The sequence below is a fragment of the Streptomyces sp. NPDC006551 genome, from assembly GCF_040611675.1.
Lineage (GTDB): Bacteria > Actinomycetota > Actinomycetes > Streptomycetales > Streptomycetaceae > Streptomyces.
The window spans coordinates 24554-45607 of record NZ_JBEXOT010000017.1 but is presented as its reverse complement, the minus strand read 5'-3'; the positions used below and the strand labels follow the sequence as shown (position 1 = coordinate 45607).

The 21054-nt window shown below is 70.9% G+C and carries 19 protein-coding genes and 1 riboswitch; of the genes, 6 read left to right on the top strand and 13 right to left on the bottom strand.

Going from position 1 to position 21054, the window contains the following annotated elements:
* Positions 1-26 precede the first annotated feature (26 nt).
* Positions 27-566: a TIGR00730 family Rossman fold protein gene (locus tag ABZY12_RS17610; protein ID WP_356891152.1), complete on the bottom strand. Its 540-nt coding sequence runs from the start codon at positions 564-566 to the stop codon at positions 27-29.
* A 97-nt stretch (positions 567-663) separates the two neighbouring features.
* Between ABZY12_RS17610 and ABZY12_RS17605 the strand changes: the two genes are divergently transcribed.
* A complete protein-coding gene (locus ABZY12_RS17605; protein WP_356891150.1) occupies positions 664-1473 on the top strand; it encodes an alpha/beta fold hydrolase in 810 nt (269 codons plus the stop codon).
* A 166-nt stretch (positions 1474-1639) separates the two neighbouring features.
* On the opposite strand, the gene mnmA is transcribed toward ABZY12_RS17605, so the two are convergent.
* Complete coding sequence (gene mnmA / locus ABZY12_RS17600) at positions 1640-2782, bottom strand: tRNA 2-thiouridine(34) synthase MnmA (RefSeq protein WP_356891148.1); 1143 nt, start codon at positions 2780-2782, stop codon at positions 1640-1642.
* Positions 2783-2842: 60 nt separating this feature from the next.
* On the opposite strand from mnmA, the gene ABZY12_RS17595 reads away from it, so the two are divergent.
* Entirely contained in the window at positions 2843-3508 is a 666-nt protein-coding gene (locus ABZY12_RS17595; protein WP_356891146.1) for an N-acetylmuramoyl-L-alanine amidase, read from the top strand.
* On the opposite strand, the gene ABZY12_RS17590 is transcribed toward ABZY12_RS17595, so the two are convergent.
* The 11 genes from ABZY12_RS17590 to ABZY12_RS17540 form a co-directional block, all read right to left on the bottom strand.
* On the bottom strand, positions 3501-4664 hold the full coding sequence (locus ABZY12_RS17590) for a cysteine desulfurase family protein (RefSeq protein ID WP_356891144.1): 1164 nt from the start codon (positions 4662-4664) through the stop codon (positions 3501-3503). The two genes, ABZY12_RS17595 and ABZY12_RS17590, sit on opposite strands and share 8 nt — an antisense overlap.
* Before the next feature lie 203 nt (positions 4665-4867).
* Positions 4868-5752 (bottom strand): thioesterase family protein, encoded by an 885-nt coding sequence (locus ABZY12_RS17585; RefSeq protein ID WP_356891142.1) that lies wholly within the window; start codon positions 5750-5752, stop codon positions 4868-4870.
* 23 nt (positions 5753-5775) lie between these two features.
* Positions 5776-6453 (bottom strand): trimeric intracellular cation channel family protein, encoded by a 678-nt coding sequence (locus tag ABZY12_RS17580; protein ID WP_356891140.1) that lies wholly within the window; start codon positions 6451-6453, stop codon positions 5776-5778.
* Between the two features lie 399 nt (positions 6454-6852).
* On the bottom strand, positions 6853-8007 hold the full coding sequence (locus ABZY12_RS17575) for a dipeptide ABC transporter ATP-binding protein (protein WP_356891138.1): 1155 nt from the start codon (positions 8005-8007) through the stop codon (positions 6853-6855).
* Entirely contained in the window at positions 8004-9125 is a 1122-nt protein-coding gene (locus ABZY12_RS17570) for an ABC transporter ATP-binding protein (protein WP_356891136.1), read from the bottom strand. Before ABZY12_RS17570 ends, ABZY12_RS17575 begins: the two co-directional genes overlap by 4 nt.
* Entirely contained in the window at positions 9122-10120 is a 999-nt protein-coding gene (locus ABZY12_RS17565) for an ABC transporter permease (RefSeq protein ID WP_356891134.1), read from the bottom strand. The genes ABZY12_RS17570 and ABZY12_RS17565 overlap by 4 nt, the downstream gene beginning before the upstream one ends.
* Positions 10121-10254: 134 nt before the next feature.
* The gene (locus tag ABZY12_RS17560; protein WP_356891132.1) at positions 10255-12018 is read right to left on the bottom strand and encodes an ABC transporter substrate-binding protein; all 1764 of its coding nucleotides are present in this window, start codon (positions 12016-12018) and stop codon (positions 10255-10257) included.
* A 105-nt stretch (positions 12019-12123) separates the two neighbouring features.
* Complete coding sequence (locus ABZY12_RS17555) at positions 12124-13125, bottom strand: ABC transporter permease (RefSeq protein ID WP_356891130.1); 1002 nt, start codon at positions 13123-13125, stop codon at positions 12124-12126.
* 312 nt (positions 13126-13437) lie between these two features.
* Positions 13438-14226 (bottom strand): enhanced serine sensitivity protein SseB C-terminal domain-containing protein, encoded by a 789-nt coding sequence (locus ABZY12_RS17550; protein ID WP_356891128.1) that lies wholly within the window; start codon positions 14224-14226, stop codon positions 13438-13440.
* 66 nt (positions 14227-14292) lie between these two features.
* A complete protein-coding gene (locus ABZY12_RS17545; RefSeq protein WP_356891126.1) occupies positions 14293-15033 on the bottom strand; it encodes an enhanced serine sensitivity protein SseB in 741 nt (246 codons plus the stop codon).
* Between the two features lie 129 nt (positions 15034-15162).
* Positions 15163-15825: an AAA family ATPase gene (locus ABZY12_RS17540; protein WP_356891124.1), complete on the bottom strand. Its 663-nt coding sequence runs from the start codon at positions 15823-15825 to the stop codon at positions 15163-15165.
* Positions 15826-15964: 139 nt separating this feature from the next.
* Positions 15965-16076, top strand: a riboswitch (glycine riboswitch).
* A 150-nt stretch (positions 16077-16226) separates the two neighbouring features.
* On the opposite strand from ABZY12_RS17540, the gene gcvT reads away from it, so the two are divergent.
* From gcvT to ABZY12_RS17520, 4 genes are all read left to right on the top strand, one after another.
* Positions 16227-17351: a glycine cleavage system aminomethyltransferase GcvT gene (gcvT, locus tag ABZY12_RS17535; RefSeq protein ID WP_356891122.1), complete on the top strand. Its 1125-nt coding sequence runs from the start codon at positions 16227-16229 to the stop codon at positions 17349-17351.
* 154 nt (positions 17352-17505) lie between these two features.
* Complete coding sequence (gene gcvH, locus ABZY12_RS17530) at positions 17506-17886, top strand: glycine cleavage system protein GcvH (RefSeq protein WP_356891120.1); 381 nt, start codon at positions 17506-17508, stop codon at positions 17884-17886.
* 20 nt (positions 17887-17906) lie between these two features.
* Positions 17907-19175: a serine hydroxymethyltransferase gene (gene glyA / locus ABZY12_RS17525; protein ID WP_356891118.1), complete on the top strand. Its 1269-nt coding sequence runs from the start codon at positions 17907-17909 to the stop codon at positions 19173-19175.
* A gap of 158 nt (positions 19176-19333) precedes the next feature.
* Positions 19334-20704: an L-serine ammonia-lyase gene (locus tag ABZY12_RS17520; RefSeq protein WP_356891116.1), complete on the top strand. Its 1371-nt coding sequence runs from the start codon at positions 19334-19336 to the stop codon at positions 20702-20704.
* The last annotated feature ends 350 nt before the right edge of the window (positions 20705-21054 follow it).

Here is a 21054-nt window from a genome sequence, read left to right as displayed (position 1 = left end):
GCGCCCTGGCACTCACGTTCGCGAACTCAGTGGATGCCCGCCGACTCCTCCAGGTACGCGAGCGCCGCCACGCCGTCCTCCGCGAAGAAGACGAGATCGGTGAGCGGCAGCGGCAGGAAGCCCTCGGTCTCCATGCGGCGGAACTGGGTCTTCAGGCCGTCGTAGAAGCCCGCCGTGTTCAGCAGGACCACCGGCTTGGTGTGCAGGGCGTGCTTCTTCAGCTCCAGGATCTCGGTCGCCTCGTCGAGCGTGCCCGTGCCGCCGACCATGATGACGATCGCGTCGGACTTGGCGAGCAGCAGCGCCTTGCGTTCGGCGAGGTCCTTGGCGACGACCATCTCGTCGGTGCCGGGGCGGGCCTTGGCGGCGAGGAAGTCGACGGAGACGCCGACGAGCCGGCCGCCCGCCTCCTGGACCCCGTCGGCGACGACCTTCATCAGGCCGACGTCGGAGCCGCCCCAGACGAGGGTGTGGCCGGCCTTGCCGAGCAGGGTGGCGAACTCGCGGGCGGGGGCGGTGTAGCGCTCGTCGAGGTCGGCGGCGGAGAGGAAGACGCAGATGTTCATGGGCACCACCGTAGGGCCTGGCCTCGGGGTTCAAGATTTTCCGGGAAAACGCGCCGGGCACCGATGAGTTCCGGGAACGGCCCCGGTCGTAACCGGCATGGACGAGGCGAGCAGCACACTGAGCAGGGCCCGGGGGCGGGTCACGTCGGGGGACGGTACGCGGATCGCGTACGAGCGGCAGGGCGAGGGCCCGCCGCTGATCGTGGTGAGCGGCGCCCTGTGCACCGCCGGTGGGGAGCGGCCGCTGGCCGACCTCCTCGCGCCGCACTTCTCGGTCGTGACGTACGACCGGCGGGGCCGCGGCGGGAGCGGTGACACCGGCCCGTACGCGGTGGAGCGGGAGATCGACGACCTGGCCGCCCTGATCGAGGAGGCGGGGGGTGACGCGTACGTCCACGGCATGTCGTCGGGCGGGGCGCTGGCGCTGGCCGCTGTGGCCGCCGGGCTGCCGGTCGAGCGCCTGTCCGTGTACGAGCCGCCCTACTCGGCCGACTCCGGAGCGCGCGAGACCTACGCGGCCCACCGGCGTCGTCTGACCGGGCTCCTGGACCGGGGACAGCGGGCAGCGGCGCTCGAGCTGTTCCTGGCCGACGCGATGGCACCGGAGGCGCTGGCCGGCATGCGGCGTTCGGCGGCGTGGCCGGGGCTCGAGGCCGTGGCGCACACCCTCGCGTACGACCACGCGGTGCTGGGCGACGGTCTGGTGCCGTACGGACGGCTCGGCGGGGTCCACGCGCGCGTGCTGGTGGTCGACGGCGGCGCGAGCCCCGCCTGGATGCGGCGCGCGGCCCTGGCCGTCTCGACCGCTCTCCCCCGGGGCCGCCACCGCACTCTGACGGGCCAGACCCATGTGGTGGCGCCGCATGTGCTCGCGCCGGCCCTGGAGGAGTTCTTCACGGAGGAGTGAGGGCGGCGGCGGAGTCTTCCCGGCGCCGCCACCGGGCTACGCGCCGCTCGGACCGCCACGGCCCTCGGACCGCCGCGGCACTCGGACCGCCGCGCCGCTCGGACCGCCACGGCCCTCGGACCGCCGCGGCACTCGGACCGCCGCGCCGCTCGGACCGCCGCGACCCTCAGACCGCCGCCGCCTCGGACGTACGCCGCTCCGTCGTCGCGATCGTCGCCGAGCCCACCACGCGCGTGCCGTCGTACAGCACGATCGCCTGCCCCGGGGCCACGCCCCGGACGGGCTCGTCGAAGCTCACCCGCAGCTCGCCCTCCACCAGCTCCGCCGTCACCGCGGTCTCGCCGCCGTGCGCCCGCAGCTGGGCGGTGTAGCGGCCGGTGCCCTCCGGGGCCGTGCCGCACCAGCGGGGCTTGATCGCGGTCAGGGCGGTCACGTCGAGCGCCTCGACCGGGCCGACCGTGACCGTGTTGTTCACCGGCGAGATGTCCAGGACGTAGCGCGGCTTGCCGTCCGGCGCGGGGTGTCCGATCCGCAGCCCCTTGCGCTGGCCGATGGTGAAGCCGTACGCGCCCTCGTGCGTGCCGAGCTTCCGCCCCGCCTCGTCGACGATGTCGCCCTCGGCCGTGCCGAGCCGGGAGGCCAGGAAGCCCTGCGTGTCGCCGTCGGCGATGAAGCAGATGTCGTGGCTGTCGGGCTTCTTCGCCACCGCGAGACCGCGCCGCTCCGCCTCCGCCCGGATCTCGTCCTTGGTGGTGAGGGTGTCGCCCAGCGGGAACATGGCGTGGGCGAGCTGCTTCTCGTCGAGCACGCCGAGGACGTACGACTGGTCCTTGGCCATGTCGGAGGCCCGGTGCAGCTCGCGCGAGCCGTCCTCCTTGAGGACGACCGTGGCGTAGTGGCCGGTGCAGACCGCGTCGAAGCCGAGCGCGAGCGCCTTGTCGAGCAGCGCGGCGAACTTGATCTTCTCGTTGCAGCGCAGGCAGGGGTTGGGTGTGCGGCCCGCTTCGTACTCCGCGACGAAGTCGTCGACGACGTCCTCGCGGAATCGCTCGGCGAGGTCCCAGACGTAGAAGGGGATACCGATGACGTCGGCCGCCCGGCGTGCGTCGCGCGAGTCCTCGATGGTGCAGCAGCCGCGCGCGCCCGTACGGAAGGACTGCGGGTTCGCGGAGAGCGCGAGGTGCACCCCGGTCACGTCGTGGCCGGCTTCGGCGGCGCGGGCGGCGGCCACGGCGGAGTCCACACCGCCGGACATGGCGGCCAGTACCCGGAGGGGGCGGGGGTGGGGGTGCTGGGGAGTCTGAGTCATAGCCCTACCAGGGTACGGGGCCCGGGAACCATGGTCGCCTGTGTAGGCGTTCACGCTCACATGGGGAGTGAGAAGAAGCGGGGGGTGGGTCGGCGAGCCGTCCTGCTCGGCGGTGGCGCGGCGGTCCTGGGTACGGCGGTGCTGGCCCAGGAGGAGCTGAGACGTGCCTGGTGGCGGCTGCCCGGGACGGAGAAGGAGCGGATCGAGGGCGCGCTCGACCACAAGGGCGCCGACTGGTCCGCCGCGTCCCGGGCGAACTGGCGGCGGGCCGACCGGCCGGACGACTTCACCATCGACCGGGTGGTGATCCATGTCGTCCAGGGGAGCTACGCCACGGCCCTGAAGGTCTTCAAGAACCCGGGGCACGGGGCGGCCACGCACTACGTCGTCCGCAAGGACGGCCATGTCGCGCAGATGATCCGCGAGCTCGACGTGGCCTTCCACGCCGGGAACCGGGACATGAACGAGCGGAGCGTCGGCATCGAGCACGAGGGCTTCGTCGACCGGCCGCAGGACTTCACGAAGGCGATGTACGAAGGGTCGGCGCGGCTGACCGCCGGGATATGTGCTCGGTACGCGATACCGGTGGACCGCGAGCACATCATCGGGCACGTGGAGGTCGAGGGCACCGACCACACCGATCCCGGCCCGCACTGGGACTGGCCGCGCTACATGAAGCTCGTACGGGAGGCGTCCGCGAAGCTCCCGCGCACCGAGGTCACGTGAGGCCGGCGGTACGCGCGCGTTCCACGGCCGGGCCGATCGCCCCGGCGACCGCCGCCACGTCCTCCTGGGTGGAGGTGTGGCCGAGGGTGAAGCGCAGGGTGCCCCGGGCGAGGTCCGGGTCGGTGCCGGTGGCGAGCAGGACATGGCTCGGCTGGGCGACGCCGGCGGTGCAGGCGGAGCCGGTGGAGCACTCGATGCCCTGGGCGTCCAGGAGCAGCAGCAGGGAGTCGCCCTCGCAGCCGGGGAAGGTGAAGTGCGCGTTGGCGGGGAGCCGGTCGACCGGGTCGCCGCCGAGGATCGCGTCGGGGACGGCGGTGAGGACGGCCGCGACCAGTTCGTCGCGCAGGGCGCCGATCTCGCGGGCGAACTCCTCGCGCCGTTCGGCGGCGAGCCGTCCGGCGACGGCGAAGGCGGCGACGGCGGGTACGTCGAGGGTGCCGGAGCGGACATGGCGCTCCTGCCCGCCCCCGTGCAGGACGGGTACGGGGCTGTACTCGCGGCCCAGGAGCAGCGCGCCGATGCCGTAGGGGCCGCCGATCTTGTGGCCGGACACGGTCATGGCGGCGAGGCCGGAGGCGGCGAAGTCGACCGGGATCTGGCCGAACGCCTGGACGGCGTCGGCGTGCAGGGGAACGTCGAACTCCCTCGCCGCGTCCGCGAGTTCGCGGACCGGCATGACCGTGCCGATCTCGTTGTTCGCCCACATGACGGTGGCGAGGGCCACGGTCTCGGGCTCGCGGGCGATCGCCTCGCGCAGGGCGGCGGGGTGGACGCGGCCGTACCGGTCGACGGGGAGGTACTCGACGGTGGCGCCCTCGTGGGTGGCGAGCCAGTCGACGGCGTCGAGCACGGCGTGATGCTCGACGGGGCTGGCCAGAACGCGGGTACGGAGGGGGTCGGCGTCCCGCCGGGCCCAGTACAGGCCCTTGACGGCGAGGTTGTCGGCCTCGGTGCCGCCGGAGGTGAAGACGACCTCGCTGGGCCGGGCGCCCAGGGCGGCGGCGAGCGTCTCGCGCGCTTCCTCGACGGTCCGCCGGGCGCGCCGCCCGGCCGCGTGCAGGGAGGAGGCGTTGCCGGTGGCGGCGAGCTGGGCGGTCATCGCCTCGATCGCCTCGGGCAGCATGGGCGTGGTCGCGGCGTGGTCGAGGTAAGCCATGGTTACTTGATTCTACGAGGCCGTTCCCGTGCCTCGGCCCCGTGGCCGGTTCGCGCCCTCGACTCGTCGGCCGTGAGCCCCGTGAGCGTCCGCTCGGAGCGGCGGGTCGGACGTCACCGGCCCCTCGACTCGTCGGCCGTGAGCCCCGTGACGTCCGTTCGGAGCGGCGCGGTGGGACGTCACCGGCTCACGCTGTCGGGGGGTCAGCCGCGCGGGGCGCGGGCCAGTTGGCGGGACTGCGCGACGAGGCGGTCCGCGCTGTCCCAGACCTCGGCGTCCTCCTCCAGGAAGCCGCCGGCGAGGTTGCGGGTGGTGATCGAGACGCGCAGCGGTCCGGGGGCCGGGCGGCAGCGGATGTGGGTGGTGAGCTCGACGGTCGGGGTCCAGCCCTTGAGGCCGAGCTCGAAGGAGGTCGGCGGCAGGGCGTCGACGGTCAGGAGCAGCGAGAGCGGGTCGGGCTCGCGGCCGTCGGCGAGACCGAACCAGCCGCGCATCTCGCCCTTGCCGGAGGGCGCGCCGACGGCCCAGCCGACGGTGGCCGGGTCGAGCCTGATGTCGAGCCGCTCGGTGATCGCGGAGGAGCCGGGGATCTGGGGCGTGGGGCCGTCGGAGGTGCCGAAGCAGTTCTCGATGGGCGCGATGGCCGGGGGCTGCGCGGAGGTGCGCACGTCGTCGGGGAGCGCGTCGAGGTCTCCGTACGAGGCGAGGACGCGGATGCGCTCGACCTCGGTGCCGTCCTCGGCGTACTGGAAGAGGGACGCCTGGCCGGTGGAGAGGGTGCGGCCGGTACGGACCGTCTCGGTGCGGATCACCGCGGGGCCGGGCACGGACGGCGTGAGGTAGTGCGCCGAGATCGTGAACGGGTCCGGGTGCGGGAGGTGGTCACCGAGGGCGCGGCCGAGCAGGGCGAGGAGATAGCCGCCGTTGACGGCGTGGATGATCGTCCAGCCGGCGGAGAGATCGGCGTCGTAGACGCCGGGGGCGCGGAGGGTGACGGCGGTGTCGCGGTCGAACTCGCTCGTCGCGGGGCTCGTCGCGGGGCTTGTCGACGCGACCGTCGACGCGGCCGTCTCGGTGCTCGTGCTCATGCGCCCGACGGTACAGCAGGTAACTACTGAGCGGTAGCTTTTTCCGGCTCCTCGCGAGCGGATGAGCGCCGGTTCCAGGCCCGGGGGGCGCGCCAGTGGTAGCGCATGGCGAGCAGGCGCAGCGCGAAGGCCGTGAGGACGGCTGCGCCGCTGGTGAACGCGTTGAGCGTGTCGAAGCGGATGCAGAGGACGACCATCGTGGCGCCGACCATGGCGGGTACGGCGTAGAGGTCACGGTCCCAGCGGAGCAGGGACGGGACCTCGTTGGCGAGGACGTCGCGCAGGACGCCGCCGCCGACGGCGGTGGCGAGGCCCAGGGCGGCGGAGGAGGTGAGGCCGAGGCCGTATTCGTACGCCTTGGTGGTTCCGGTGACGCAGAAGAGGCCGAGGCCGGCGGCGTCGAAGACGTTCACGGCGGTCTGGGTGCGCTCGACCTGGGGGTGGAGGAAGAAGACCAGCACGGTGGCGACGAGCGGCATGAGGAAATAGCCGAGATCGGTGAAGGCGGCGGGGGGTACGGCGCCGATGATCAGGTCACGCAGGAGGCCGCCGCCGAGTGCGGTGACCTCGGCGAGGACGGCGATGCCGAAGACGTCGAAGTTCTTGCGGACGGCGAGCAGGGCACCGGAGATGGCGAAGACGAAGATGCCGACGAGGTCGAGCGCGTGCTGGACGGAAGGCGTGAACAGATCGTGAACCACGGCGCCCATTGTGACGGGTGGCGCGCGGATTCCCTGCCGGGCGGGCGAGCGGGCGCGGGTGGGCGCCCTGACGACCTGGGCGGGCACCGGGCCCCTGCCGGGCGGGCGAGCGAGTCCGCTGGCGGGCGGGCGAGCGGGCCCGCTGCCGGGCGGGCGAGCGGGCGCGGGTGGCCGCCCTGAACGACCTGCGGGCGGGCACCGGGCCCCTGCCGGGCGAGGGCACCTGCACTGACGGCCCTGGCGGGCGGACGCGGGTGCGTCCCCGGCCCTTCCCCGCGCGACGGACGCCGAAGGGGCGGGGCGGGGAACTCCCCCCCGCCCCGCCCCTTCCCGAAACCGTGACGGGAGACGCCGAGGGGCTCGCCCCCCGCGCCCCCGTCCGGCGGCTTCGTGCTGCCGTCACTCCTTGGGCGTGCCGGCCTCGTCCTTCGCCTCCGGCGCGTCGGCCACGGCCGCCCCGTCCGGAGCCTCCGTCCCCGACGACGACGCCGTCTTCGTGATCGACACCTCCACCGACTCCCGCGCCACCGGCACCGTGAGGCCCTCGGCGTTCTCCGGGTGGTGGCAGGCCACGCGCTGGCCCGGGCGGAGTTCGAGCAGGGGCGGTTCGTCGGTCTTGCAGACCGCCGTCGCCTTCCAGCAGCGGGTGTGGAAACGGCAGCCCGGCGGCGGGGCGATCGGCGACGGTACGTCGCCGGTCAGCAGGATCCGCTCGCTCTTCACGCCCCGGCGCCGCGGGTCCGGCACCGGGACCGCCGACATCAGGGCCTTGGTGTACGGGTGCATCGGCGACTCGTACAGGGACTTGCGGTCCGCGAGCTCCACGATCTTGCCGAGGTACATCACCGCGATCCGGTCCGAGACGTGCCGGATGACCGACAGGTCGTGGGCGATGATCACGTACGTGAGGCCCAGCTCCTGCTGGAGGTCGTCCAGGAGATTGACCACCTGCGCCTGGATCGAGACGTCCAGGGCCGAGACCGGCTCGTCGGCCACCACCAGCTTCGGCTTCAGCGCCAGCGCCCGGGCGATGCCGATGCGCTGACGCTGGCCGCCGGAGAACTCGTGCGGGTAGCGGTTGTAGTGCTCGGGGTTCAGGCCGACCAGGCCGAGCAGGCGCTGGACCTCCTGCCGCACCCCGCCCTCGGGCTCGACGCCCTGGAGCTTGAACGGCGCCGAGACGATCGAGCCGACCGTGTGCCTCGGGTTCAGCGAGCCGTACGGGTCCTGGAAGATCATCTGGATGTCGCGGCGCAGCGGACGCATCTTCGCCACACCCAGGTGGGAGACGTCCACGCCCTCGAACTCGATGGTTCCGCCGGTCGGTTCGAGGAGCCGGGTGATGAGCCGGCCCATCGTCGACTTGCCGCAGCCGGACTCACCCACGACGCCGAGGGTCTCGCCCGGCAGCACCTCGAAGTCGATGCCGTCGACCGCCTTGACCGCCCCGACCTGGCGCTGCAGCATCCCCTTCTTGATCGGGAAGTGCTTCACCAGGCCGCTGACCTTGAGCAGGGGCTCGGGGGTCGTCCCCGTCGTGTTGTTCTCGCTCACAGCTTCGGCGCAATCTCTTCGGTCCAGATCCGGGTCCGCTCTTCCTGCGACATGTGGCAGGCGGAGTGGTGACGGCCGGAGCCCTCGTCACTCGTCGCGAGCCGCAGCTCCGGGCGCTCGGTGCGCGTGATGCCGCCCTTGGGCACGTCCGCGTACGGGCAGCGCGGGTTGAAGGCGCAGCCGCTCGGGATGTTGATGAGGCTGGGCGGGTTGCCCTTGACCGGGATGAGCCGGTCGGTCTGCTCCCGGTCGATCCGCGGCATCGAGCCCAGCAGGCCCCAGGTGTAGGGATGCTGCGGCTCGTAGAAGACCGCCTCGGCCGGTCCGCGCTCCACGCACCGGCCGCCGTACATCACGAGGATGTCGTCGGCGACCTCGGCGACGACGCCGAGGTCGTGCGTGATCATGATGACCGCGGAGCCGAACTCCTTCTGCAGGTCACGGATCAGGTCGAGGATCTGCGCCTGGACGGTGACGTCGAGCGCGGTGGTCGGCTCGTCGGCGATGAGCAGTTCCGGGTTGTTGACCAGCGCCATCGCGATCATGGCGCGCTGGCGCATACCGCCGGAGAACTCGTGCGGGTAGCTGTCGACCCGCTTGGCCGGCTCGGGGATGCCCACGCGGTCGAGGAGTTCGACGGCCCGCCTGCGGGCGGTCTTCTTGTCCACGTCGTGGTGGACGCGGTACGCCTCCACGATCTGGGCGCCGACCGTGTAGTACGGGTGCATCGCGGAGAGCGGGTCCTGGAAGATCATCGCCATGTCGCGGCCGCGCAGCTTGCGGACGGACTCGGCGTCCGCGGAGAGCAGCTCCTGGCCGTTGAGCCAGATCTCGCCGGAGATCCGCGCCTTCTGCCGGCCGTACTGGCCGACGGTGTGCAGGCCCATGATGCCGAGAGAGGTCACCGACTTGCCGGAGCCGGACTCACCCACGATGCCGAGGGTCTTGCCCTTCTCCAGCTGGAAGGTGAGGCCGTCGACCGACTTGACCACGCCGTCGTCGGTCGGGAAGTGGATCTTCAGATCGCGTACGTCGAGGAAGGCGTCGGACGGCGCGGACTTCCCGGACGCGACCGGCTCCCCCACAGCGGCTCCGGTCTTCAGAAGCTTGTCCGTCATGCGAGCCTCACTCGGGGGTCGATCACCGCGTACAGAAGGTCCACCACGAGGTTCGCGAGAACGACACAGGCGGCGGTGATGAGCGTGACCGCCATGATCAGCGGCAGGTCGCGCTCGCTCACTCCCTTGATGGCCATCCAGCCGAGGCCCTGCAGGTTGAACGCGGTCTCGGTCAGGATCGCGCCGCCGACGAGGGCGCCGAGGTCCATGCCGAAGATGGTCAGGATGGGCGTCATCGTGGAACGCATGGCGTGCTTGCCGAGCACGACCGGCTCCGGCAGACCCTTGGCCCGTGCCGTACGGATGTAGTCCTCGCCGAGGACTTCGAGCATCGTGGCGCGGGTGAGCCGCGCGTACATCGCCGCGTAGAGGAAGGCGAGGGTGATCCAGGGCAGCAGCAGGCCGCCGAACCAGCCGCCGAAGGACTCGCTGATCGGCACGTACGAGGCGTTGAGCCAGCCCAGTTGGGTGCGGAAGATCAGCATCGCCAGCATGGCGGTGAAGAAGATGGGGAGCGAGACACCGGCGAGCGCGGTGATCATCGCGACACGGTCCACGATGGTGCCCCGCTTGAGGGCGGAGACGACACCGGTGGAGACGCCCATGAGCAGCCACAGGATCGCGGCGCCGATGACCATGGAGAGGGTGACGGGGAAGGCGTCCACCAGCATCACCGAGACGTCCTGCTCGGTGCGGAACGAGTAGCCGAAGCAGGGCGCCGCGCAGTGGATCGTGCTGCCGCCGCCGGTGTAGTCGCGGCCGACGAAGATTCCGGAGACGAAGTGCCAGAACTGGACCAGGATCGGCTCGTCCAGGCCCAGCTTCTGCCGGATGCCTTCGATCGAGGCAGGGTCCGCCTGCTTGCCGACGAACATCGCGGCAGGGTCGCTGCCGGTCATCTTGGGGATCAGGAAGAAGATGCTGAGCGTCACCAGGGTGACGACCATCAGCATCACTACGACGGCGAACAGCCGTCGGACGATATATGCAAGCATGCGGTCGGCCGACCGGTGGCCGGGGATCCCGATCGGGGTCCCCGGCCACCGTGAGCGGCCATCACCTGCCCTTCGGACCTAGCGGCGGGTGGTGCGCCGGTGGAGCGAGTTGGTGGACACTCGACTGACTCGACTTACTTGACGACGCCGAGCGACGCGTAGTCGTAGCGGCCGTTGTAGGCGTCGGCCGTGTAGACGTTGGTCAGTCGCGACGAGCGCCAGATGATGTTCTTCTCGTGGGTGAAGGGCAGGTAGACCGCCGCCTCGGAGACCTTGGTGTTGATCTGCTTGTAGAGCTCGCCGGCCTTGACCGGGTCGGTCTCCTTCAGCGCCTCGTCGAAGAGCTTGTTGACGGCCGGGTCGTTCAGCTCGGAGAAGTTGTTGTTACCGCTCTGCAGGATGAAGCGGCCGTCGACCAGCGGCTGCAGGAAGCCCTGGCCGCTGGGGAAGTCGGCGCCCCAGCCCATGATGATGATGCCGTAGCCCTTGTCCTTGACCACCTTCGGCGAACCGATGATGCCGGAGGTCTGGGCGCCGTCGAACTGGTCGATCTGGGCGTCGATGCCGACGGCCTTCAGCGACTGCTGGAGCGACTCGGCGGTGGCGATCTCGATCTTCTTGTTGTTACGGACGGCGATGGTGGTCTTGAAGCCGTTCGGCTTGCCGCACTTCTTCAGCGCCTCCTTCGCCTTGGCGATGTCCGGCTTGCCGGAGAGCTTGCCGTAGGGGTCGGCCTTCGGGTCGGCACCCTTGATGGCCGGCGGCAGCATGTTGGTGGCGATGTCGCCACCGGCCTGCGGGCCGCCACGGGCGGTCTGGAGGGACTTGGAGTCGGCCGCGTAGATGATCGCCTTGCGGCACTCGACGTTGTCGATGACCGTCTGGGGGAAGACCGCGTACCGGATGAAGCCGGTCTGCGGGTTGTCCGCGTTCGCCTTGTGCTGCTGGAGCACCTTGCCACGGGCCGACGCGCCGACGCCGGTGGCGTTGAGGTCGAGGTCGTACTCGCCCTCGATCAGACGGTTGTCCATGTCGTCGGCGTTGGTGGTGAACTTGACGCTGATCTTGTCCGGAAGCGCCTTGCGGACGGTGTCCGTCTTCGCGTCCCACTTGTCGTTGCGGACGAGCATGATCGACTTGTTGGGCGTGTACGACTGCCACTTGTACGGGCCGGAGGAGAAGGGCTTCAGGCCGTACTGCGCCTTGGTGTCCTTGTCCTGGCGCACCGGGGAGGCGGCCGGCATGGCCAGCATCTGCAGGAAGTCACCGTTGGCGACCGGCAGCTTGAAGATGATGGTCTTGTCGTCCGGGGTCTCGATCGCCTTCAGGCCGAGCTTGTCCGGGGAGGTGTCCTTGTACGGACCCTTGTACTCGCCCTTGGGGTCGAGCACCTGCTGGAGGTAGATCGGGCCGCCGGAGATCACGTCCTGGGCCCAGATGCGCTCGATGCCGTACTTGATGTCCTTGGAGGTGATCGGCTTGCCGTCCTCCCAGGTGACCCCGTCCTTCAGCGTGAAGGTGTACGTGAGGCCGTCGGGGGAGACCTTGCCGGCGTCCGTGGCGAGGTCGGGGACCAGCTCGGTGGAGGCGGCGCCCGGCTCGGCCTTGAACGTGACCAGCTGGCGCGTGTAGTAGCGGGCGAAGTCCCACACGAAGCCGTAGTAACCGCGCTGCGGGTCCCAGGAGTCGGCCTCCTGCGAGCCGATGAACTTCAGCTCACCGCCCTTCTTGTCGGAAGGGTTGGCGATCTTGTTCACCGCTGCGTTGAAGCCGGGCGCGCCGGACTTGCTGTCGCCTCCGCCGTTTCCGCCGCCACACGCCGTGGTGACGACCATGGTGGCCGCGGCGAGCAGAGCGCCCGCGGCGATTCTGCGCCGGGAAGAGCTGTTCAGGTTCATGGTCTCGCAACCTCCGGAATAGTGGCGGCCGTCGGGGCGGTCCGCCGGTGTTGATTGCCTCCTGTCACCAGCGGCAGGGGCGGGTCTGTGCGGGGTGGCAGGTGCTCAGCGAGCGGCCTTCGGGTCGAGCGCGTCACGCACGCCGTCGCCGAAGAGGTTGAACGCCAGAACGGTGATGAAGATCGCGAGGCCGGGGATCACCATGAACAGGGGGTCCGATTCATAGGTGGTGATGGCCGTCGACAGCATCTGGCCCCAGGAAGCGGTGGGAGGCTTCACACCCGCTCCCAGGAAGCTGAGCGCCGCCTCGGTGAGGATGTTGGTGGGGATCATGAGGGTCGCGTAGACCATGATCGGCGCGACCAGGTTGGGCAGCAGCTCCCGGCGCAGGATGTAGAGGCGGCCGGCGCCCAGGCTGCGGGCGGCCTCGACGTACTCGCGCTCGCGCAGCGAGAGGGTCTGGCCGCGGACGATCCGGCCCACGTAGGGCCAGCCGAAGAAGCCGATGACGATCACCAGGGCGCCGATGCGTACGCCGGAACCGGAGACTCCGAGGATCTCGTTGGGCAGTACGGAGACCAGGGCGATGGTGAAGAGCAGCTGCGGGAAGGCGAGCATGACGTCCATGACCCGGCTGAGCGCCGCGTCGACCCAGCCGCCGAAGAAGCCGGCGGTGATGCCGAGGACGGTGCCGAGGACGACCGCGAAGAGCGCCGCGAGGACGGCGACGAGGAGCGAGATCCGGGCGCCGTAGACGACGCGGCTGAAGACGTCGCGGCCGTTGACCGGCTCGACCCCGAGGAGGAAGTCGGAGCTGATACCGCCCCAGGAGCCGATCGGGGTGCCGAAGAGCGGGTCGATCTGGTCCTCGTGGAACTCGTCCGGCGGGTGGCCGAGGAGGCCCACGATCACCGGCGCGAAGATCGCGACCAGGACCAGGAAGATCACGACGGCGCCGCCCGCGAGGGCCAGTTTGTCGCGCTTGAGGCGCGTCCAGGCGATCTGCCAGGGCGAACGGCCCTGGATCACGTCGGCGGGGCCTTCGGGCACGGCGTCGACGGCCGCGGTCGACTCGGCCGCACTCGTCTCGTGCAGTGGTGCCGTCATCGTGGTGAGGACCCCTCTCGGCCGCCGGTAGCCGGCCCTTGCCCGCCGCGGGTAGCGGCTTGGTGGAACAACTGCGGGGCACTGGCCATGACGGCCGAACGCCCGGTGTTCCGGGGAGTCTTCAATGGGTTCGCGATCACCCGCCAGACCCAGCGGTGAATGTTTGCTCAAACGTGATGCGGTGCGTTGCCTTCCGTTATCCGGACGTCGTGATCGCGTGAGCGGACCATCTCACCCGCTAATCCAGCAGAACGGACATGTCGCTCAACTGTGCTCGCGCGGGCCGGAATTGGGGGAACGGAACAGTCGGAATCAGTACGTACGGGGCGCGGCCGACGGGTATCCGTGGCCCGGGCCGTGCGGAGCGGGGGCCGCGTGGGCGTCCCGGTCGTAGAAGGGGCGGGCGTTGGCGCGCAGCCACATCGCCACCGGGTCGTACTCGTCGGACATCGCGACCGTCGAGACGGGAAGCCCGTCGGGGACGGCGGAGATCGACTGGCCCATCATCGCCCGCACGGAGTCGACCGAGGCCGGGGAGGTGTCGTAGAGGTCGAGTCCGATGGCGAGGTACGGGGAGCCGAGCGCGGGCTGCACCCAGGCGCGGCGAAGCGCCCGTACGGACGGGGTGCGGTGCGCGTTCTGGGTCAGCAGGGCGTAGAACTGGGGGATTTCCAGGGCGGGTTCGGTCAGCCGCAGCGGCCCGGCGGGCATCCGGTCGAGGCCCGTGGCGATCCGGCGCAGGTCGGCCCAGGGGATGCCGACGCCGCCGCCGGAGTCGTGCGGGTTGAGCCAGATGCCCCAGCGGTCGGGGTAGAGGGCGCGGGCGATGTCGCGGCCGGTGACCACCTCGTGGGCGCGGTTCCAGCCGGAGGCGGCCAGTTCCTGGGCGGAGGTGACGCAGGGGGCGTAGCCGAGGCCGTCGATCTCCATGTTGCCGTACTGGGCGTCGGGCGCGCCCGCCTGGCCGTGCCAGAGCAGCATCCAGACGTCACCGTCCGCGAGGGCGTGCAGCAGTCGCTCGTACGCTTCATAGCGTCCGGGTGCCACCTGGCGCAGCATGTGCTCGACCTGTCCGGCCGCAGCGGTGCCTGACGCGCTCACCCTGTGTCCCGCCCCTCTTCCGTCCACCGGTTCAGCTTAATGACGCTCAATGCCGTGGTGCGCCGCTCAGCCGGCGGTCCGCTGGTAGAAGGGGCGCACCCGCTCCAGCATCCAGTCGCCCACGGGGTCCTGCGCAACGTCCAGGAGGATGAGATTGACCGGCCAGGCCACCTCGACCCGGCCCAGCGCGCGGCCGAGCGCGTCGAGCGGGGCGTTGCGGTCGACGCCGTCCCAGCCGACGAGCTGGACGCCGACGAACAGGGCGGGTTCGGTGCCCTCGACGCTGGCCAGGGCGCGGCGGGCGGTGAGGACGACTCCGGTGGCCTCGAACTCGGCGGCCGCGGCGGAGAGGAAGTCGACGGGGTCGTCCTGCCAGTCGGGCTCGAAGAGCCGGACCCGGCCGCCGGTCGCGGGGCCGTCCAGCGGGGTGCGTCCGACCCGGCAGAGTTCGGCGACGGCGGGCGGAGGCAGCGGGGCGCCGACGGTGCCCCCGGGGTTCACGGCGATGCCGAGCTGCGGCGGCAGACCGCGGGCGAACTCGCGGGCGGGCGCGACGGTGAAGGACATGTGGCTGCCGACGCAGGCCAGGAACTGCTGCTCGGAGCTGAAGACGGGGACGTACGGGATGCCGTCGATCTCCATCGTGGGCAGGTCGAGGTCGGTGCTCTCGGGGCTGCCGCCGTTGGGCAGCGGCACCCAGACGGGGCTGCGGCCGAGCACCTCGACGAGCCGGCCGCCTGCGGCGGGGTTGCCGAGCGAGGCGGCCAGCACCTCTTCGAGCTCATTGCCCGGCCACGTAACGTCCACGGTCTCGGTTCCCCTTCTCACGCGCCTGGTCACGCGCCCTCGGGGCAGAACCCTAACGCCGCCCCGACGCCGTCGTGGCCACAAGCGTACGGACCGCGCCGGTCCGGAACGCCGCCGCTCCCCCGCCGGTCAGTGCGCGTCCCGGAAGGCGATCTTCCGGAGTGCGCCCGCCGCGTCCCGGTCGAGCAGGGTCGCCGAGGCGCAGCCGCGGGGCAGCCGGCCCGCCTCGACGGAGCGCAGCAGCCGGCCGACCGCCCGGCGGTGCCGGGCGAAGGCGTACCCGGACACTCCGCGGCCCCGCTCCCGCTGGCCGTCGCGGGCGGCGGCGGGGGTGACGTCGAGCAGGACCAGATGCAGGGAGCGGCCCCGGCGGCGGGCCTCCCGGGCCAGCCAGTTGCGCACCCACGACTGGGTGCCGCAGTCGTGGACGATGACGCTCCGGCCGGCCCGCAGGGCCCGGCGCAGCCCGGCGTAGTGGGCGATCCGTACCAGCGGGCGGTAGACGGCGTACGGCAGGAAGCGGGGCATCCGCGCCTCCCAGCGTTCGCGGGCGTCCTGCGAGTCGATGCCGCGTCCGTCGGCGGCCTGCCGCATCAGCGTCGACTTGCCGCTGCCGGGCAGCCCGGAGACGACCACCAGGTCACCGGCGGCGAAGGCGAGCACGCGCGGACCGCGCCCGTCCCGCTCGCGCAGGTCGCGCAGCAGGCGCGCGGTGCCGCGCCGGGTCCTGGCCCGGGCGCGCTGGGCCGGTATGCCGGTGGCCGCGTAGGCGCCGGTTCGCTGGAACGTCATCGCTTCTCCCCCTGTCGGGTCCTGAAGACCCTTCCCCAAGAAGTGTAAAGAGACGGTAATGAGGCACAAGCGATTTGCCGATCAGGACCCGCGTGCAATGATGTGCGCGCCAAGCGCACACAACCACATACCGGCCGCTCGAATCCGCGCGGGAGAGTCCCGGACAGGCTGTAGCAGTGCTGTAGCAGTCCGGGCGCCGAAGGAGCAAGACCCTCCCTTGAATCTCTCAGGCCCCGTACCGCGCGGATGAGGCAGATCTGAAAAGCGGGCGCGCTGTCGCGCCCCACCCAAGGTGCAAGCCGAGGATGCTCTCGGTGAACCTCTCAGGTTCCATGACAGATGGGGAGGATCGTCCTCGTCCGTCATGATTTTTTTCGCCCTGGGACCCGGGAGCCACACCCATGAGCACTGCCCCCCGCCTGACCGCCCTCGATGCCCTGCATCGCTCCCTGGGCGCGACCATGACCGACTTCGCGGGCTGGGACATGCCGCTGCGTTACGGCAGCGAGCGCGACGAGCACAACGCCGTCCGCACCAAGGCGGGTCTGTTCGACCTCTCCCACATGGGGGAGATCACCGTCACCGGGCCGCAGGCCGTCGAGCTGCTCGACTTCGCGCTGGTCGGCAACATCTCCACGGTGGGCGTGGGCCGGGCCCGCTACACGATGATCTGCCGGGAGGACGGCGGCATCCTGGACGACCTGATCGTGTACCGCCTCGGTGACACCGAGTACATGGTCGTCGCCAACGCCTCCAACGCGCAGATCGTCCTCGACGCGCTCACCGAGCGGGCGGCCGGCTTCGACGCCGAGGTGCGGGACGACCGTGACGCCTACGCCCTGATCGCCGTCCAGGGCCCCGAGTCCCCCGGAATCCTGAAGTCGCTGACCGACGCCGACCTGGACGGGCTGAAGTACTACGCCGGTCTGCCCGGCACGGTCGCCGGGGTCCCCGCGCTGATCGCCCGCACCGGCTACACCGGCGAGGACGGCTTCGAGCTGTTCCTGAAGCCCGAGCACGCCGAGGGCGTCTGGAAGGCGCTGACCGAGGCCGGCGCCCCGGTCGGCCTGATCCCCTGCGGTCTGTCCTGCCGTGACACGCTCCGCCTGGAGGCGGGCATGCCGCTGTACGGGCACGAGCTGACCACCTCCCTGACCCCGTTCGACGCGGGTCTGGGCCGGGTCGTCAAGTTCGAGAAGACGACCAACGAAGGCCGCTTCGTCGGCCGCGAGGCGCTTGAGAAGGCCGCCGAGCGCGCCGAGACCGCCCCGCCGCGCAAGCTCGTCGGCCTGATCGCCGAGGGCCGCCGGGTCCCGCGCGCCGGGATGCCGGTCGTCGCGAACGGCGAGGTCATCGGCGAGGTCACCTCCGGCGCGCCCTCCCCGACCCTCGGAAAGCCGATCGCCATGGCGTACGTGGACGCGGCGCACGCCGAGCCGGGCACGCAGGGTGTAGGTGTGGACATCCGCGGCACCCACGAGCCGTACGAGGTCGTGGCGCTGCCGTTCTACAAGCGCCGGAAGTGACGTTTCCGGGCAGGACCGGTCCCACCGCCCCGGTGGCTCGGTTCGCCTCCGGGGCGCTTCGCGCCTCTTCGGCTCACTCGCCCCGTCTCACCTCTTGTCTCATCCCGCAAGACCCACGTTCATCAGCACTCCCCCGATCCAGGAGAATCAGGTCATGAGCAACCCCCAGCAGCTGCGCTACACCAAGGAGCACGAGTGGCTGTCGGACGCCGAGGACGGCGTCGCGACGGTCGGCATCACGGAGTTCGCGGCCAACGCGCTCGGTGACGTCGTCTACGCCCAGCTCCCCGAGGTCGGCGACACCGTCACCGCGGGCGAGACCTGCGGCGAGCTGGAGTCGACGAAGTCCGTCAGCGACCTGTACTCCCCCGTCACCGGCGAGGTCGTGGCGGCCAACCAGGACGTCGTGGACGACCCCTCGCTGGTGAACACCGCTCCGTTCGAGGGTGGCTGGCTGTTCAAGGTACGCGTCACGGGCGAGCCGGACGACCTGCTCTCCGCCGACGAGTACGCCGAGTTCTCCGCCGGGAACTGAGACCCCTTAGGGATCGATTCATGTCTGTGCTGAACACCCCTCTTCACGAGCTGGACCCGGACGTCGCCGCCGCTGTCGACGCCGAGCTCCACCGCCAGCAGTCCACCCTCGAGATGATCGCCTCGGAGAACTTCGCTCCGGTCGCCGTCATGGAGGCCCAGGGCTCCGTTCTCACCAACAAGTACGCCGAGGGCTACCCCGGCCGCCGCTACTACGGCGGCTGCGAGCACGTGGACGTCGCCGAGCAGATCGCGATCGACCGGGTCAAGGACCTCTTCGGCGCCGAGTACGCCAACGTCCAGCCCCACTCCGGCGCCTCCGCCAACCAGGCCGCGCTGTTCGCCCTGGCCCAGCCCGGCGACACCATCCTCGGCCTGGACCTGGCCCACGGCGGCCACCTCACCCACGGCATGCGCCTGAACTTCTCCGGCAAGCAGTTCAACGTGGTCGCCTACCACGTCGACGCCGCCGGGCTGGTCGACATGGCCGAGGTCGAGCGCCTCGCCAAGGAGCACCGCCCCAAGGTGATCATCGCGGGCTGGTCCGCCTACCCGCGTCAGCTGGACTTCGCCGCCTTCCGCCGCATCGCGGACGAGACCGGCGCCTACCTGTGGGTCGACATGGCCCACTTCGCCGGCCTGGTCGCGGCCGGTCTGCACCCGAACCCGGTCGAGTACGCGGACGTGGTGACCTCCACCACGCACAAGACGCTCGGCGGCCCGCGCGGCGGCATCATCCTGGCGAAGAAGGACTTCGCGAAGAAGCTGAACTCCTCGGTCTTCCCCGGCTTCCAGGGCGGCCCGCTGGAGCACGTGATCGCGGCCAAGGCGGTCTCCTTCAAGGTCGCGGCCTCGGAGGAGTTCAAGGAGCGCCAGCAGCGTACGGTCGAGGGTGCCCGCATCCTCGCCGAGCGTCTGGTCCAGGCCGACGTCACCGAGCACGGCGTCGCCATCCTCTCCGGCGGCACCGACGTCCACCTGGTCCTGGTCGACCTGCGCGACAGCGAGCTCGACGGGCAGCAGGCCGAGGACCGTCTCCACGAGGTCGGCATCACCGTCAACCGCAACGCCATCCCGAACGACCCCCGCCCGCCGATGGTCACCTCCGGCCTGCGGATCGGCACCCCGGCGCTCGCGACCCGCGGCTTCGGCACCGACGACTTCACCGAGGTCGCCGACATCATCGCCGAGGCCCTCAAGCCCGGCTTCGACGCCGACAAGGCCGAGGCGCTGAAGGCCCGGGTGTCCGCACTCGCGGAGAAGCACCCGCTGTACCCCGGCCTGAAGTAATTTCGTACGCTTTAGTTCCAGGTTTCGTTCGTACGATTGTTCCGGGGCACCGCGCACACTGGACAGTGAGCGCGGTGCCCCAGCCCGTTTCCCCGCTCTGCTCTGTTCTGCACCACCCCGGCAGACAACGGCGTCTACCACCCCACAAGGAGTTCCCCGTGGCCATCTCGGTCTTCGACCTGTTCTCGATCGGCATCGGCCCGTCCAGCTCCCACACCGTGGGTCCGATGCGCGCGGCGCGCATGTTCGCCCGCCGGCTGAAGAACGAGGGCCTGCTGGCCCACACCGCCTCGATACGGGCGGAGCTGTACGGCTCCCTGGGCGCCACCGGCCACGGCCACGGCACCCCGAAGGCCGTCCTGCTCGGCCTGGAGGGGAACTCTCCGCGCACGGTCGACGTCGAGACGGCGGACGAGGAGTTCGAGCGGATCAAGTCGAGCGGCCGGATCAACCTGGTCGGGGCCCACGAGATCCCCTTCGACTTCGACGAGGACCTGATCCTGCACCGCCGCAAGGCGTTGCCGTACCACGCCAACGGCATGACGATCTTCGCGTACGACGCCGAGGGCGCCCTGATCCTGGAGAAGACGTACTACTCGGTCGGCGGCGGCTTCGTCGTGGACGAGGACGCCGTCCAGGGCGAGAACCCGATCGTCCCGGACGACACGGTCCTGAAGTACCCCTTCCGTACCGGTGACGAGCTGCTGCGCCTGGCGAAGGACACGGGTCTGTCGATCTCGGCGCTGATGCTGGAGAACGAGAAGGCCTGGCGCACCGAGGAGGAGATCCGCGAGGGTCTCCTGGAGATCTGGCGTGTGATGCAGGCGTGCGTCTCGCGCGGCATGTCCCGCGAGGGCATCCTGCCGGGCGGTCTGAAGGTCCGCCGCCGCGCCGCGAACACGGCCCGCAAGCTGCGCTCCGAGGGCGACCCGGCGGGGCTCGCGATGGAGTGGATCACCCTCTACGCGATGGCCGTGAACGAGGAGAACGCGGCGGGCGGCCGGGTGGTCACCGCCCCGACGAACGGCGCGGCCGGCATCATCCCCGCGGTCCTGCACTACTACATGAACTTCGTGCCCGGCGCCGACGAAGACGGGGTGGTCCGCTTCCTCCTCGCGGCCGGCGCGGTCGGCATGCTCTTCAAGGAGAACGCCTCGATCTCGGGCGCCGAGGTCGGCTGCCAGGGCGAGGTCGGCTCGGCCTGCTCGATGGCGGCCGGCGCCCTCGCCGAGGTCCTGGGCGGCACCCCGGAGCAGGTGGAGAACGCCGCGGAGATCGGCATGGAGCACAACCTGGGCCTGACCTGCGACCCGGTCGGCGGCCTGGTCCAGATCCCGTGCATCGAGCGCAACGGCATGGCGGCGGTCAAGGCGGTCACGGCGGCGAAGATGGCGATGCGGGGCGACGGCAGCCACCTGGTCTCCCTCGACAAGGTCATCAAGACGATGAAGGAGACCGGCGCCGACATGTCGGTCAAGTACAAGGAGACGGCGCGCGGCGGTCTCGCGGTGAACATCATCGAGTGCTGAGGTCTAGACCCGGCCCTGACTGGCGCTTGTGTCTCTTCAGCGCTGGTCAGGGCCTTCCTCGGGCGGTCACGCCCCAGGACGCGATGGCAAGGGTTTCATTGACGTCGCTCCACGGCTACCCCCTCCCGGCCCCCGGCAAAGGACCAGTCCGGCCCCGTATCCGTCTCGCTGCATGAAGGCCCCTTCGCGGTGCTACGTGGAAGCCCGCGTTCAGCGTCCGACCAGGACATCGGCCAGTTCGGCCCTGGCCACACAACTGCCGCCCCTTTCTCTGACAGCGGGGCTTACCAGCGTCCTCGTCGCGGGCGACGCTGCGGTGGGGCCACTCTCTCTGCCGGCCAGGCGACCAG

What these genes read in the sequence shown, in the direction of transcription:
- ABZY12_RS17585 (WP_356891142.1), bottom strand. Translation starts at nt 5,752, where the DNA reads ATGAGCACGAGCACCGAGACGGCCGCGTCGACGGTCGCGTCGACAAGC.
- ABZY12_RS17595 (WP_356891146.1), top strand. Translation starts at nt 2,843, where the DNA reads ATGGGGAGTGAGAAGAAGCGGGGGGTGGGTCGGCGAGCCGTCCTGCTC.
- gcvT (WP_356891122.1), top strand. Translation starts at nt 16,227, where the DNA reads ATGAGCACTGCCCCCCGCCTGACCGCCCTCGATGCCCTGCATCGCTCC.
- ABZY12_RS17555 (WP_356891130.1), bottom strand. Translation starts at nt 13,125, where the DNA reads ATGACGGCACCACTGCACGAGACGAGTGCGGCCGAGTCGACCGCGGCC.
- ABZY12_RS17570 (WP_356891136.1), bottom strand. Translation starts at nt 9,125, where the DNA reads ATGACGGACAAGCTTCTGAAGACCGGAGCCGCTGTGGGGGAGCCGGTC.
- mnmA (WP_356891148.1), bottom strand. Translation starts at nt 2,782, where the DNA reads ATGACTCAGACTCCCCAGCACCCCCACCCCCGCCCCCTCCGGGTACTG.
- ABZY12_RS17560 (WP_356891132.1), bottom strand. Translation starts at nt 12,018, where the DNA reads ATGAACCTGAACAGCTCTTCCCGGCGCAGAATCGCCGCGGGCGCTCTG.
- ABZY12_RS17605 (WP_356891150.1), top strand. Translation starts at nt 664, where the DNA reads ATGGACGAGGCGAGCAGCACACTGAGCAGGGCCCGGGGGCGGGTCACG.
- gcvH (WP_356891120.1), top strand. Translation starts at nt 17,506, where the DNA reads ATGAGCAACCCCCAGCAGCTGCGCTACACCAAGGAGCACGAGTGGCTG.
- glyA (WP_356891118.1), top strand. Translation starts at nt 17,907, where the DNA reads ATGTCTGTGCTGAACACCCCTCTTCACGAGCTGGACCCGGACGTCGCC.
- ABZY12_RS17540 (WP_356891124.1), bottom strand. Translation starts at nt 15,825, where the DNA reads ATGACGTTCCAGCGAACCGGCGCCTACGCGGCCACCGGCATACCGGCC.
- ABZY12_RS17610 (WP_356891152.1), bottom strand. Translation starts at nt 566, where the DNA reads ATGAACATCTGCGTCTTCCTCTCCGCCGCCGACCTCGACGAGCGCTAC.
- ABZY12_RS17565 (WP_356891134.1), bottom strand. Translation starts at nt 10,120, where the DNA reads ATGCTTGCATATATCGTCCGACGGCTGTTCGCCGTCGTAGTGATGCTG.
- ABZY12_RS17590 (WP_356891144.1), bottom strand. Translation starts at nt 4,664, where the DNA reads ATGGCTTACCTCGACCACGCCGCGACCACGCCCATGCTGCCCGAGGCG.